The 13,796-nt window shown below is 69.7% G+C and carries 11 protein-coding genes; 7 read left to right on the top strand and 4 right to left on the bottom strand.

What is annotated here, in order from left to right:
• Position 1 precedes the first annotated feature (1 nt).
• From ACFVU2_RS17705 to ACFVU2_RS17680, 6 genes are all read left to right on the top strand, one after another.
• Complete coding sequence (locus ACFVU2_RS17705; RefSeq protein ID WP_387877033.1) at positions 2–2,023, top strand: O-antigen ligase family protein; 2,022 nt, start codon at positions 2–4, stop codon at positions 2,021–2,023.
• A 194-nt stretch (positions 2,024–2,217) separates the two neighbouring features.
• Positions 2,218–3,309, top strand: coding sequence for a hypothetical protein (locus ACFVU2_RS17700; protein ID WP_387877030.1), 1,092 nt, complete (start codon positions 2,218–2,220; stop codon positions 3,307–3,309).
• Positions 3,310–3,432: 123 nt separating this feature from the next.
• Positions 3,433–4,353, top strand: a complete 921-nt coding sequence (locus ACFVU2_RS17695) for a glycosyltransferase family 2 protein (RefSeq protein ID WP_387877028.1) — start codon at positions 3,433–3,435, stop codon at positions 4,351–4,353.
• A gap of 192 nt (positions 4,354–4,545) precedes the next feature.
• On the top strand, positions 4,546–5,436 hold the full coding sequence (locus tag ACFVU2_RS17690; RefSeq protein ID WP_387877025.1) for a type IV toxin-antitoxin system AbiEi family antitoxin domain-containing protein: 891 nt from the start codon (positions 4,546–4,548) through the stop codon (positions 5,434–5,436).
• A 100-nt stretch (positions 5,437–5,536) separates the two neighbouring features.
• Positions 5,537–6,325, top strand: a complete 789-nt coding sequence (locus ACFVU2_RS17685; RefSeq protein WP_387877023.1) for a nucleotidyl transferase AbiEii/AbiGii toxin family protein — start codon at positions 5,537–5,539, stop codon at positions 6,323–6,325.
• 139 nt (positions 6,326–6,464) lie between these two features.
• Positions 6,465–7,112, top strand: a complete 648-nt coding sequence (locus ACFVU2_RS17680) for a hypothetical protein (protein WP_387877021.1) — start codon at positions 6,465–6,467, stop codon at positions 7,110–7,112.
• Positions 7,113–7,290: 178 nt separating this feature from the next.
• On the opposite strand, the gene ACFVU2_RS17675 is transcribed toward ACFVU2_RS17680, so the two are convergent.
• From ACFVU2_RS17675 to asnB, 4 genes are all read right to left on the bottom strand, one after another.
• Positions 7,291–7,656 (bottom strand): nuclear transport factor 2 family protein, encoded by a 366-nt coding sequence (locus tag ACFVU2_RS17675; protein WP_387877018.1) that lies wholly within the window; start codon positions 7,654–7,656, stop codon positions 7,291–7,293.
• A gap of 130 nt (positions 7,657–7,786) precedes the next feature.
• A complete protein-coding gene (locus ACFVU2_RS17670; protein WP_387877015.1) occupies positions 7,787–8,998 on the bottom strand; it encodes a glycosyltransferase family 4 protein in 1,212 nt (403 codons plus the stop codon).
• 13 nt (positions 8,999–9,011) lie between these two features.
• Positions 9,012–10,196 (bottom strand): L-2-hydroxyglutarate oxidase, encoded by a 1,185-nt coding sequence (gene lhgO / locus ACFVU2_RS17665; protein ID WP_387877013.1) that lies wholly within the window; start codon positions 10,194–10,196, stop codon positions 9,012–9,014.
• A gap of 9 nt (positions 10,197–10,205) precedes the next feature.
• The gene (gene asnB, locus ACFVU2_RS17660; RefSeq protein ID WP_387877012.1) at positions 10,206–12,062 is read right to left on the bottom strand and encodes an asparagine synthase (glutamine-hydrolyzing); all 1,857 of its coding nucleotides are present in this window, start codon (positions 12,060–12,062) and stop codon (positions 10,206–10,208) included.
• 105 nt (positions 12,063–12,167) lie between these two features.
• Between asnB and ACFVU2_RS17655 the strand changes: the two genes are divergently transcribed.
• Complete coding sequence (locus ACFVU2_RS17655) at positions 12,168–13,544, top strand: glycosyltransferase family 4 protein (protein ID WP_387877009.1); 1,377 nt, start codon at positions 12,168–12,170, stop codon at positions 13,542–13,544.
• The last annotated feature ends 252 nt before the right edge of the window (positions 13,545–13,796 follow it).

Raw genomic sequence — 13,796 nt, 5'->3', positions numbered from 1 at the left:
CGTGACCGTGCTCGCCGGCAAGTCCGACCGCACCGGACGGGTCGTGGACCCGCCCCGGGCGAGGGACCGGCGACGCCTCGACCCGCTGGTCGTCTTCCAGATCTACCTCGTCCTGCTCGTCTTCTCGCCCGCCATCTACGTGATCAAGCCGCTGGGTGCGGCCGGCACGCCGGCGACGGTGTTCGGCTGCCTGGTGCTCCTGCTCTGGGTGGTCGGCCGGCTGAGCTCGACCCGCGAGCGCATCGGGATGACGCCCATCCACTGGATGGCGCTCGCCTACGCCGCCGCGATGGTGCTGAGCTTCGTCGGCGGGATGCTGCGCCCGATCAGTGCGGAGGAGGTCTCGTCGTCGCTGCGCGGCCTCATCTCCCTCGCGGGCGGGATGGGCATCATCCTGTACGCGGCCGACACCATGCGGAGCCGTGCCGCGCTCTCGTCCCTGCTGCGCTTCGCGGTGCTGATGGGAGCGTGCCTGGCGGCGATGGGCATCCTGCAGTTCTTCACCGGACTCGATGTCGTCTCGATCCTGCACCTGCCGGGCCTGCAGGCGAACAGCGACATCGGCGGGCTCTACGTGCGGGCCGGGTTCCGGCGCATCAGCGGCACGGCGACGCACTCGATCGAGTTCGCGACGGTGCTCGGGATGCTCATGCCGCTCGCCGCGCACTTCGCGATCAACGCGGCCGGCCGCCGCTGGTGGCCGTGGCTGCAGTTCCTCCTCATCCTCGGTGCGCTGCCGCTGACCGTCGCCCGGTCGGGCGCGATCGCACTGGCACTCGGCGTGGTCTTCGCGCTGCTGGTCGCATCGAAGTCGCAGCGCATCAAGTTCCTGATCATCGCCCCGCTCGCGGCGATCGTGTTCCGTCTCTTCGTGCCGGGGCTCTACGGCGCGATCGGCAACCTCTTCGCCGACGCCGGAAGCGACAACTCGATCAGCGGACGCACACAGGACTTCCAGGCGGTGGAGGCGTTCTTCGCCCAGTCGCCGCTGATCGGCCGCGGGCTCAACACCTTCATCCCGACGATCTACCGCACGCTCGACAACCAATACCTGGCGACGGCCGTGGAGGCCGGGCTGATCGGGGTCCTGGCCCTGATCGCCTTCTTCGTCGTGCCCTTCGTCGCCTCCCTCGTGGCGGGGGCCGGGGCCCGGGACCGCTTCGTGCAGACCCAGGCGCTCGCGATCGCCGCCGGCCTCGCGTGCGCCGCCATCCTGGCCGCCACGTTCGACTTCTTCAGCTTCCCGATGGCGTTCGGCACGCTCTGCCTGCTGGTGGGGGCGGCGGGAGGGGCCTGGCGCGTCAACCGGGCCGAGTCCGCCCTCGCGCCGGGCGGGCGGCCCAAGTCCGTCGCCCCGAAGCCGCCCGCGCTCCTGCCGCGCTGGGCCATCGTGCTCGCCGCGACCGTCGCCGGGCTCGGGGTCTTCGCGGCGTGCTTCCTCGCTTCGCGCGACGCGCAGGGGGTGTACGAGGCGCGGGAGTCGGTCATCCCGCAGGTCGATCCGCCCAAGTCGACGAACGCCTTCGACACCCGCATCGACACCGACGGGCTCTCCGTCGTGCTCAAGTACCGGATGGACGGCCAGCAGGTGCACGACGAGCTCGCCGCCGCCGGGGTCGACTACTACGCCGTCGCGGTGGGGACGGGGAGCCTCGCGCCGTACACCGATGTGCTCGGCTACGGCGACCTGATGCAGCTGGCCGCGCGCGGCGCCACGGTCGACGAGGCCAGAGCGAAGCTGGTCACGCTGCGCACCGCGCTGCAGTCGGAGCTCGACCGATTGCAGGGGACGGCGATCAACAAGGACCTGCACATCCACCTGGAGGACTCGTTCTCGTCGATCGAGGTCTTCTCGGTCCCGGTGAGCCACACGAGTGCGCTCGTGGGCGGCGCCGCCCTCGCGGCATTCGTCGCCGGACTGGTCGCGCTGCTTCTCGCGGTGCCTCGGCAGCGGCCCACTCCACCGACGGTCCAGAAGAAGGGAGCAGCTTTTCGTTTGACGCGCGTTTGGGAGAACGGATAAGATCCGCTCACGATTAATGATGTTTCGTCATCTGTGCTATACAGGGAGGCGATTCGAGGCCATGCCCCCAAATGGGGGGTCCTCGAATCTCGTAAGTAAGCACCTCTCACAGGTCGACCCCCGCCGACACTGGAAGGAACATCCCCCTCGTGAAGCAGTTCTTCAAATCGATCCTTGGCACTCGTGTGCGCAAAGTGACAGCGATCGCCTCGGCGATCGCCGTCGCGCTCACTCTGACCACGGTCTCCGTCGCGTCCGCGCACAGTTTCAGTCAGCACCGCACGACAGCCTCAGCGGCGTCGAAGCAGTGGAACGACTGGAAGAAGCACCACCGGTACACCGCAGGGAAGCCCGGCACCGCAACGCCCGCGCCGACCCCGACGGTGACCCCCACCCCCACCCCGACGCCCACCAAGACGTCGACCCCCGCCCCGACCAAGTCCCCGACTCCGACGCCGTCGTCGACTCCGACGACGCCGCCCACGACCGTCCCCAACGCCGGGTCGGGCGCGTGGCCCGACGCGTCGAACACCGGTGTCCCCGCCGGCGTGACGCTCACCCCCTCGGGCGGCCTGACGATCACGAAGGCCGGGACCGTCATCTCCGGCCTCGACATCAACGGCGACGTCGTCGTGCGTGCGGCCAACGTGACCATCGAGAACTCGAAGGTCCACGGCCGCATCGACACCAGTGACAGCGGCGCCGCGCCCAACACGATGATCAAGCGCGTCGAGATCATCGGCCCGTACAACGGTGCCAAGGACTCGGGCTCGCCCGCCGTCGGCTACACCGGCTTCACCTGCGACGGCTGCGTCGTCCACGGCTGGGGCAAGGGCTTCGGTCTCGTCAAGGACGTCACGATCAAGAACTCGTGGGTCTACGACATCGTCGTCTACGGCGACCCGGCCAACGGCGGCAGCCACAACGAGGCCATCCTGAGCCTCGGCGGCACGAACCTCACCGTGACGAACAACCGTCTCGACGCCGGTGACGCGCCGAACGTGTCGGCCTCGCTCGCCCTGTACAGCCAGATGGCCGCGTTCAACAACGTCCTCGTGCAGGGCAACCTGTTCGACGGCGGCGGCTACTGCGTCTACGCGGGTCTCGGCGGCAGCTACGGCGCCAGCAACACGCGCTTCGTCGACAACACCTTCGGTGACAAGTACGACAAGAAGTGCGGCGGCTACGGCCCCGCGATCGCGTACTCGACCGGCAACGGCAACCAGTGGACGGGCAACGTGCTCGAGTCCAGCGGCGCGACCGTCGCCACCCCGGGTCGCGGCTGATCGCACCCGTCGATGTGAGCGGCCGGATCCTTCGGGGTCCGGCCGCTTCGTCGTCCCCCGGAAGCGCAATGTGCCCCGCACGGGGAGTTGAGATTCCCTCGCTTTCGTCGTTAGCATTCGACTGTGCGAGCTCCTGACCTCGACTGCGCGATCATCGCGGTCGCCTATCGCAGTGCCGACGACCTGCCGCGCCTGGTCGCCTCGCTCCCGGATGCGGCCGACGGCCTGCGCTGGCACCTCGTCGTCGTCGACAACGACGGCACCGACGGCCTCGCCGCCGCCCTCGCCGGCAAACCGGACGTCACGGTGGTGGCCTCGCCCGGCAACATCGGGTACTCGGGAGGCTTGAACGTGGGCCTGGCCGCGGCTCCGGAGGCACCGGTCACCGTCTTCCTGAACCCGGATCTCACGCTGGCGCCCGGTTCGCTCCGCGCGCTCGTCGAAGCCGCGGACGGTGCCGCCGCGGCCCCGCGCATCCAGGACGACACCGGGGAGACCCAGCCGTCCCTGCGCCGGGAGCCGACCGTGCTGCGCTCGCTCGGCGAGGCTCTCTTCGGCGACCACTGGGCGTCGCGCCCGGGATCGCTCGCCGAACTCGTGCGCGAGCCGTCCCGCTACGAGAGCGGCGGATCGGCGGACTGGGCCACCGGCGCCGCGCTGGCGGTCCCGACCCCCGCGGCTCGCGCGCTCGGCCCCTGGGACGCCGACCGGTTCTTCCTGTACTCCGAAGAGACCGACTACTGCCGCCGGCTGCGTGCCGAGGGGCTTCCGCTCGTCTACGTGCCGCACGCGGTCGTCGTCCACGAACAGGGCGGATCCGGCCGGTCGGCGCAGCTCGACGCCCTGCAGACCGTCAACAAGCTCCGTTACTACCGCAAGTGGCACGGCCCGGTCGCCAGCGCCGCGTTCGCCGGCACCCTCGTCGTGCACAACGTCCTACGCGTCAACGAGCCGAGCGCACGCGCCTCTCTGGCCGCGCTCTTCTCCCGCGGCCGGCGCGACGCCCTGCCGGGCGGCGTGCGGGTCGGGGGCGTGGCGGTCTGAGCCGGGCGTCGCGGTCTGAGCCGGGCGTCGCACGTCACTCCGGCTGAGTTGTGGCCTATGAAGGCGCGGGAGCCGAAGGCGCCACGTTCAAGGCGACTGGCCCCCGAGACAACGTGGCGCCCATCACGTTAAGGCTTGCTTTGTGGTGAGTAGACCACTTTGTTTGTAACATCTACGTGTTACAATTCAAGTATGAAGACGAGTGAGGCGATGCTTGCGGTGTCGGAAATCGCTGCGTCTCAGTGGGGAATGCTCACGGCGCGGCAGGCTGCGGATGTCGGGCTCGAGCGAATTGATCTCTCTCGGCTCGCTCAAGCCGGACAGGTCGTTCGCCTCAATCAGGGGGTGTATCGGGATGCGGGTGCGCCGGCGGATGAGCTGGAGGAGCTGCGTGCCGCGTGGCTGAGCATGGATCCCTCGAGGACGGCGGGTGCGCGTCTTCGTGACGGTTCGGTGGTGGTGAGTGGTGCTTCGGCGGCTGTGGTTCACGGAATCGGAGACCTTCGTGCAGGTGTCCATGAATTCTCGATCGCGAAGCGTAAGCAGTCACAGCGGCCTGATGTGCGGATCCGCAAACGTGAGCTTCCCGCTTCGTCGGTGACGATCGTTCGAGGACTGCCGGTGACAACGGTCGGACAGACGCTCGCAGATCTCGTCAATGACAGCACCGATCTGACCCTGGTCGCGCAGGCTTTCCGTGACGCGGTGACACGCGGGCTCAGTGTTGCGGGTATGGGTGATCTCATCACCGCCGCGGCGGCGCGTCGAAACGGCGCGATCGATGGCGCTGCCGTCGTCGAGCGAGTCGCGCAGCTTGCGGGGCTGGACGACAAAAGCGTTGTCGAGGCAGTGCTGCGGACACCGGCCGGAACCCAGGCCATGGCGGAGCAGATCTCGAGACTCCGGCTGCCCAATTCGTCCGAAGCAGTGGCGAGTCTGCGTTCTACTCTCCAGCGCGCGGCAACGCCTCTGCCGCTGGCGGCAACGCAGCCTGCTCTTGCCGCCATGATGAAGTCGATACAGGATCAACGCAACGTCGAACACACCGGCCTCGACCACACGGAAGACACCGATGACGACTGAGAGGCCCTACACCTCGGCCGGAATTCGGGCGGCGATCACCGATCGTGCTCGCGCGCGAGCGAGATCGGATCGATCTACGTCGGCTGCCGATCTCATTCAGATGAACTACTACGACCGATTCCTGGTTCGGATCTTCGCCGACTCGGAGTGGGTACTCAAGGGCGGCACGATGATGCTGGCCCGCGTGCCAGACAGTCGCTCCACCCGAGATATCGACCTGTTCCGCACCGGCTACACGGCAGCTGAATCGCTCGAACGGCTCCGGGAGCTGGCAGCTGTCGATCTCGACGATCATTTCACCTTCACCTTCGTAAGTAGCGAGGCGATCGCCGCAGGCGACAACCAGCCGTACCTCGACGGTGTACGTGTCACATTCGAGACCTACATCGGCGCCCAGTCGGTCGGGACGGTGAAGGTTGACCTCGTCGGCGGTGTCGTCCTCACGGGCACACTAGTGCCCTACGTGCCCGCCTACCGACTGGAGCTGCGCAATGTCGTCATCCGCGATTACCAGCTGTACCCGCTGCCGGACCAGATCGCGGACAAGGTCTGCGCGACTGTCGACACATATAGCGGACGACCGTCTTCTCGAGTGAAAGATGGCATTGATCTCGTTGTGATCGCGCGCACCCAGGAAGGAATCAAAGCCAGCGAGCTCGCGTCCGCGCTGACTCACGAACGCGGCCTGCGCAAGCTCGCCGCCTTCGATTCCTTCCAACTGCCGATTGAGTGGGCCGGCACCTATCCGCGCCAAGCAGCTCAGGTCGCACATTGCGTCGATCACCGCAGCCTGCAGGCAGCGCAGGAACTCATGAAGCAGTTCATCGACCCCATCCTCGATGCCACGGCCACTGGTGTCTGGCGTCCCGCCGAACTCGTCTGGCGGTAGTGAGTGCCGCGAACCAAAAGACCCGACCCCCGTCGGTAGGAGCGCGGGTCGACAGCAGCGCGAACGTGAGAATCTACGACTACAACACGAGAGAATCAGGTACAGACCTCCGTGGACAACAGGACGGTGAACCCTGCACATGGTGAAGCACGATGACGACAGCTACGTTTGCTTTGCATGCGGATTCGATGACTTCCGCGAGCCGACGCGCATCCAGTTCGCCGGAGGCCTGTACCAATCGTGTCACAGCTGTGGGTACGAGGAGGGATTCACGGACGACCATGAGATGTTCAGCTTCGCCCATTGGCGTGACCTCTGGGTTCTGGGCGGGTCGCCGTGGAGTGGATCGATACGACAACCCGACGACTGGGACCCGACCCGGCAACTCGCGACGCTGCCGGTTCAGCGGTGGACGTGGGCAGCGGGTGACGTCATCGAGATTGACATGCCCAACGGCGAGACGGCCTCTGCGACGATCGAATGGGTCCACCCTCGGAACTATTACTTGCGTCTCGCCGGCGATCTCGTTGCCGCCTATGGCGCGTCCGCGGGACGCGTCGACCCCAGGTTCTCCGTTGTCACGACCGACAATTTCCTCGTCCGCGGGTTCTGGCGAGTGGTCGGGCGAGCAGAATCCGCGTTCAACCCCAGACCTGCCAGCCCGCGCCGGATCACGTCCGTTCAGAGTGTCGAAGCCCTCGTCGAGGCTGCCGCCGGACTTCGGGACTGGTACCCGGGTCTGGACCAGTTGGTGGTTGAACCACCGCGTAACCCTCTCACGCAATAGCGCGGGAGCCAGACATTCGTCGGCAAATCGCACAATCGATTTGTGAGGGGCGCAAAAGCAGCTGTCTCGAATAGGGTGTCCGCTGCTGGTTCCGACCACGGCGCCGTGTGCGAACACCGCGGAAGAGCGCTCAGCGCTGGTAGCTGCGCCGACGCCGAGGGCGCCGCGGTCTGAGCCGCTAGTCCTGCGGCGCGTCGAGGAGCAGGGTCCGCAGCTCCACGATCGCCCCGTCGCGCACGGTGATCAGGTCGATCCCGCGGGCGACTGGCGATCCCTCCGGGCCGAACGCCCAGGCGAGCGCGCCTGTGTCCGCGCCGGTGTACGCGGGGCCGTCCTCGACGAAGACGAACACGTCCGGGGTCCGGCCGAGCAGTTCCGCGGCCTTCGCGTCGAGCGCGTCGCGACCCACCGCCGTCCCCTCCGGGTCGGTGAACCGCACGTCGACCGCGTACACCTCGTCGATCGCGGCGCGACGGCGGGCGCCGTCGCGTTCGCCGAAGACGCGGTGCAGGTTGGCGTGGAGCAGCTCGTTCACGTCGGTCATCATCTCTCCGTCTCCGGCGCTCGCACTGAGGCCGTCTCTGAACCGACCTTCTCCTGCCCCGCGGGAGGCTGCGTCACGACACGCCCGTCCGGGTGATGAAACGTGGGAGAACGGAGTGCGTCGCGACGGCTCAGCGCCCGGGAGGCGCGGGAGGCGCGGGGAGGGCGGTGCGCAGTGCGACGGCCTCGCGGTACCGCGCGATGAGCGTCGTCGCCGCCGCATCCCAGCCGAGCGCGTCCCGTCCGGCCATCAGATGCGCCGAGAGGCGGGCGAGCCGGACCGGGTCGGAAGCGAGGGCGCGCAGCTGGTCGGCGAGAGTGGCCGCGTCTCCGACGCGATGCTCCAGATAGTCCTCGCCGGCCACGCCGAGGGCGCCTCCGGCGTCGCTCACCAGCGGGACGCAGCCGCTCGCCTGGGCCTCCAGGATCACGAGCGCGCTGCCCTCCGTCCAACTCGGCAGCAGCAGCACGTCCGCCGTGCCCAGCAGGCCGGGCACGTCGTCCACGAAGCCGAGCCTCCGCACCCCCGTCTCAGCGAGCAGCGGGAGCAGCGACGCCTCGTAATCGGGCTGGATGCGGCCCGCGATCAACAGCTCGCCACCTGGGATCGCGGCACGCAACCACGCCTCGAGCGCCACGTGCAGGCCCTTGGTCGGGTCGCCCCGGCCGATGAACACCGCACGGAACGGATGCGGCGGCACGGTGCCGCGGGCCGGGAAGCGCTGCAGGTCGCACCCGTAGCGGTGCTGGAGGAGCCGCTCCTCCGGGAACCCCTGTCGCACGAACTCGCGACGCGCGTAGTCCGAGGGCACGAGCACGGCGGTCGCCACCCGGTACTCGCGATCCTCCTGGGCCAGCACGGACGCAGACGCGGCGTGGGAATGGTCGGGGGGAAGGGGGATGCCCGCGTCGGCGGCGGCCGCAGCGGAGGCCTCCACGGTGCTGGTGGTGTGGGCGTTGGGCGATTCGCGCAGGGCGGCGATCCCGAGCTCGGCGGCCGTGCGCAGGGTGCGCAGACACCCGCGCGGCCACGCGTGCACCACATCCACCTCGCCCGGGTGGCGGCGCAGCCACGCCGCGACCCGGCGGTCGTGGAGGTCGTAGGCGCGTTGCACGCCGAACGCCCGGTGCGGGATGCGGCGGCCGGCGACCACGAGCGTCTGGTGCAGCTCCACGCCGGGCGGCAGCTCGACGCCGATCGCCGAGGTGCAGAACAGGACGACGGGGACGCCGGCCCGCGCCAGCCCGCGCACCTGCTGGAGCGCGGTCTCGGCGATTCCCGCGCGGCCGAGCGCGTGCGGGAAGCTGTAGAGGACGCGGGGCGGATCCGGTGTCAGGGGCACGACCACTCCGTCCTCAGTCCAGACCGTCGGCGGCGGCGACGATGTGCGCGGCGATCTCGAGCGAGCTGGTCGCGGCGGGCGACGGCGCGTTCAGCACGTGCAGCTGGCGCGGCGCCTGCTGGATGACGAAGTCGTCGGCGAGCGAGCCGTCGCGCCGCATCGCCTGCGCGCGCACGCCCGACCCGGCCCGCACGATGTCCGCGCGGCCGATCGCCGGGACGAGCCGGGCGAGGCTGCGGGCGAAGAGCGTGCGCGAGAACGATCGGGCGACCTCGGCCGCGCCGGTGCCGAGGTTGCGGCGGGCGAGGCGGAGGAAGCCGGGGTAGGTGGCGGCGTCCCAGGCGTCGCCGAGGCGGATGTCCGACCAGCGGTAGCCCTCCCGGGCCAGGGCGAGCACCGCGTTGGGGCCGGCGTGGACTCCGCCGTCGATCCCACGGGTCAGGTGCACGCCCAGGAACGGCAGCTCGGGATCGGGTACCGGGTAGATGAGCCCGCGGACGAGCGCGCGCCGCTCCTCCCGCAGCTCGTAGTACTCGCCGCGGAAGGGCACGATCCGCACCTCGGGCTCGACGCCCGCCAGGCGGGCGACGCGGTCGGCCTGCAGTCCGGCGCAGTTGATGATCACGTCGGAGCGTGCCGTGCCCCGGTCGTGCTCGACCTCCACGCCCCGCTCCGTCACCGAGATGCGACGCACCCGGGCTCCGGTCAGCAGCTCGGCGCCGTGCTCGACGGACAGCTCGGCCAGGCGCCGGCTCACCGCCGAGTAGTCGACGATGCCGGTCGTCTCGACGCGCAGGGCCCGCACGGCCGCCACCTCGGGCTCGAACTCGCGCGCCTCCTCCGGCCCGATCAGCCGCGACGGCACGCCGTTGGCCACCGCACGCTCGGCGAGGCGGCCGAGCCCCGGGAGCTCCTTCTCGGACACGGCGACGATCAGCTTGCCGCCGATCTCGTGGGGGATGCCGTGCTCGGCGGCGAACGCCGCCATCGACCGGTTGCCCGCCCGGCACATCTCCGCCTTGAGCGATCCGGGCGCGTAGTAGGGCCCGGCGTGGATGACACCGGAGTTGTGGCCCGTCTGGTGGGCCGCCCAGCGGTCCTCCTTCTCGAGCAGGGTCACCGTGCGTCCCTCGCGCGCCAGACGCTCGGCGACGGCGAGGCCGAGGATGCCGCCGCCGACGATCGTCGCAGACTTCACGGTCGCCGCCTAGTGCGCCGGTGCGGCGGCGCGGCCGAACGCGGCCTCGTGCCACACCTCGAGGCTCATCAGCGTGAAGATGCGGTTCTCCTCGTTGAAGGAGCCGCTCTCGTGGCGCTTGAGCAGGTTCTGCACGGCGGTGCGGTCGAAGGTCTCGCCGACGAACGATCCCGGGCCGGTCAGGCGGTCCCACATCGCGTCGCGCAGCCCGCCGCGGAACCACGCGTCGAGCGGGACGCGGAAGCCGACCTTGCGGCGGTCGATGACCTCCGACGGCACGTAGCGGCGGGCGACCTCCTTGAGCAGCCACTTGGTGGACCCGTGGCGCACCTTGAACGCCGACGGCATCCGGAAGGCGAGCTCCACGAGCCGGTGGTCGAGCAGTGGCGGACGCAGTTCGAGGGAGGCGGCCATCGACATCCGGTCGCCGCGCTCGAGCAGGTTGTCGGGCAGCCAGCTCCAGAGGTCCGTCAGCAGCATGCCGCGGATGACGTCGTCGGAGTGGGTGTCGGGCACATCGGCGCGACGGGTCGGGAGCCCGGTGAGCAGCTCGGCGCGCTCGCCGGCCGTGAAGGGTGCGAACCAGGTGCGGTAGCGGTCCTCCGCGTTGCGCATCGCCGCGACGCGCAGCGCGATGCGGGCGCGGCCGAGGCGGGCGGGCAGGCGGGGATCGAGGGAGGCCGCGAGGCTGGAGCGCAGTCCGGCGGGGAGGTGCGAGGCCAGCTGCACCGCGCGCGCGGCACGGTACTTGGGGTAGCCGGCGAAGAGCTCGTCGCCACCTTCGCCCGACAGGACGACGCGCACGGTCGTGCGGGCCGCCTCCGCGAGCCGGAACACCGCGATGTCGGCCGGCTCCGAGAGCGGGGCGTCGCGGAAGTAGGTGAGCCGGGGCCAGAGGTCCTCGAAGTCGCTCGCGTCGACGTGCACCTCATGGTGCTCCGTCTCGAAGGCGTCGGCCACGATGCGGGCCCAGCCCAGCTCGTCGTTGCGCTTGTCGCCGAACCCGGCCGCGAACGTGTGCACCGTGCGACCGGGCCGGAGCGCGGCCACCTTCGCGACGATGAGGCTGCTGTCGACGCCGCCGGACAGGTAGGCGCCGACCGGCACGTCGGCGACGAGCGCCGAGTCGACCGCCTGGGTGACGGCGACGTCGACCGCGTCGACGGCGCTCTGCTCCGTCCAGCGCGGAGTGTTGTCCTCGGTGGGCGGCTGCCAGTAGCGCATGACCTCCAGGCGGCCGTCCGGGTGCACCTCGGCGCGGTGGCCCGGGCGGAGCTTGTGGATGCCGTCGTAGAGCGTGTCCGGCGCCGGGACGCTTCGCCCGTACAGGTAGGAGTCGAGGCTTGCCAGGTCGACCGACGGCGTGCGCGGCAGCGCGGGCAGGATCGCCTTGACCTCGGACGCGAAGACGACGGCGCCGTCCCCGTGCATGTAATAGAGGGGGAGCACGCCGAGCCGGTCGCGCACGAGGTGGGTGATCCCGGTGGCCGAGTCGTGCAGCGCGAACGCGAACTGCCCGACCAGCCGGTCGATGAACCCGATGCCGCGCTGGGCGATCCCGGCGAGGATGACCTCGGTGTCGCCGTCCGTGATGAAGGGGTACTGCAGGTCCTCGCGCAGGCGGCGGTAGTTGAAGATCTCGCCGTTGAAGACGAGGGTGAACCGGCCGTCCGCGCTGGTCATCGGCTGGCGCGATCCGGAGAGGTCGATGATCGAGAGACGGGTGTGCGCGAACCCGGCCGCGCCCTCGGTCCAGACGCCCCGATCGTCCGGCCCGCGATGGCCCAGACGGTCCGCCATCGCGTGCAGGAGAGCAGGGTCGACCGCGATGCCGTCGAGCCGATGGATTCCAGCGATTCCGCACATATCCGTAGGTTATCGAGCTATGCTCACTTTTGTCGATGGGTGTGCCCGCCCCCAATGCAGGGTGCATGGAGGGCCCACCCGATGCCCGAACGGAGGTCTCCCGTCGTGAAGAAGAAGCTGCCCGGGGCGCGCAAGCGCGTCCTCATCATCGTCCAGAACCTGCCCGTCCCGCTTGATCGGAGGGTGTGGCTGGAGTGCAAGGCCCTGACCGCTCAGGGCTACCAGGTGTCCGTCATCTGCCCCAAAGGTCCGGGCGACCCCGCCTACCAGGAGCTCGACGGCGTCGCCATCTACAAGTACCGCCCCGCACGCGAGGCGCAGGGGATCGCCGGCTTCGTGTGGGAGTTCGCCTACTCGTGGGTGCGCACCGCCGGTCTCTCGTTGAAGGTGCGCCGCGGGAAGGGCTTCGACGTCATCCAGGCGTGCAATCCGCCGGACACCTACTGGCTGCTCGCCCTTCTCTGGCGGTGGCGCGGCGTGCGGTTCGTCTTCGACCAGCACGACCTCAACCCGGAGCTGTTCCTCTCCCGCTTCGGCGAGCCCACGTCGCTGCCCGCGCGCATCCAGTACAACGGCCTGCGCTGGCTGGAGCGGCGCACGTACCGGGCCTCCGACCACGTCATCTCGACGAACGGCAGCTATCGTGCCGTCGCCATGACCCGCGGAGCCCTCCCCGCCTCCGACATCACCATCGTGCGCAGTGGACCGGACACCCGGGTGATGCGCCCGGTGCTGCCCCCGGCCGGCCTCAAGGAGCCGGGGACCTTCCTCCTCGCGTACCTCGGGATCATGGGACCGCAGGACGGCGTGGACCGCGCCCTCGAGGTCATGGAGGAGCTCGTCCACCGCCGGGGCCGCACCGACGTGCACGCCGTGCTGATGGGCTTCGGCGACTGCTACAAGGATCTTCGCGCGCAGTGCACGGCTCTCGGGCTCGACGACCACGTGACCTTCACCGGCCGGGTCGGCCCGCGCGAGATCGCCGAGTACCTGAGTGCGGCCGACCTGGGGCTCGGGCCCGATCAGAAGACGCCGCTCAACGACGTCTCGACGATGAACAAGACCATGGAGTACATGGCGTTCGCCCTGCCGTCCGTCTCGTTCGACCTGGTCGAGACCAGGGTCTCGGGAGGCGACACCGCCGTCTACGTGCCCTCCGGTGACATCGGCGCGTTCGCCGACGAGGTGGAGGCGCTGCTGGACGACCCCGCGCGCCGTGCGGCGCTCGGCCGGGCGGCCCGCGAGCGCGTGTCGGTCGAGCTGGACTGGCGGGCGCAGGCGCAGGCCTACGTGAGCGTCTTCGACCGCGTGCTCGAACGCCCGCTCGATCAGGAGCGGCTCGCCGCGTGGCCCTTCAGCGTCGACGCAGCCCAGCCGGATGCGAGCCTGCACCCGGTCGACCTCGACGACGAGGCCGCCTATGCGGCGTTCCTCGCCGATCGGGGGGTGCCGACTCCGGCGATCACCCCCGTAGAGGGGTAACCACCGCGGCAAAAGACGATGTATTCTCACTTTTGTGAAGAGGTGAGAAACCGTCACTTTTGACATCCCGAACTCACCCATCACACGCCCGAAACGCCACTCGACGAACGATGGAAGGGGGATGCGCCATGACCGGAACCGGTACCCGACCGACCGAGCAGGGCACGCCCTCGTCCCGTCGGGCAGCGCCCCAGATCGGGGCCGGCGGCGGCAAGGCCGTTCGAGACCACGGCCTTCCCCCAGTCGTCGCCG

The sequence above is a fragment of the Leifsonia sp. NPDC058194 genome (assembly GCF_042883605.1).
Taxonomy (GTDB): domain Bacteria; phylum Actinomycetota; class Actinomycetes; order Actinomycetales; family Microbacteriaceae; genus Leifsonia.
The sequence above is the reverse complement of the archived record's forward strand: the minus strand, read 5'-3'. Positions and strand labels throughout refer to the sequence as shown.

Excerpts from the sequence above, each read along its gene's own strand:
- ACFVU2_RS17690 (WP_387877025.1), top strand. The coding sequence starts at position 4,546 with ATGAAGACGAGTGAGGCGATGCTTGCGGTGTCGGAAATCGCTGCGTCT.
- ACFVU2_RS17685 (WP_387877023.1), top strand. The coding sequence starts at position 5,537 with ATGAACTACTACGACCGATTCCTGGTTCGGATCTTCGCCGACTCGGAG.
- ACFVU2_RS17680 (WP_387877021.1), top strand. The coding sequence starts at position 6,465 with ATGGTGAAGCACGATGACGACAGCTACGTTTGCTTTGCATGCGGATTC.
- ACFVU2_RS17675 (WP_387877018.1), bottom strand. The coding sequence starts at position 7,656 with ATGACCGACGTGAACGAGCTGCTCCACGCCAACCTGCACCGCGTCTTC.
- asnB (WP_387877012.1), bottom strand. The coding sequence starts at position 12,062 with ATGTGCGGAATCGCTGGAATCCATCGGCTCGACGGCATCGCGGTCGAC.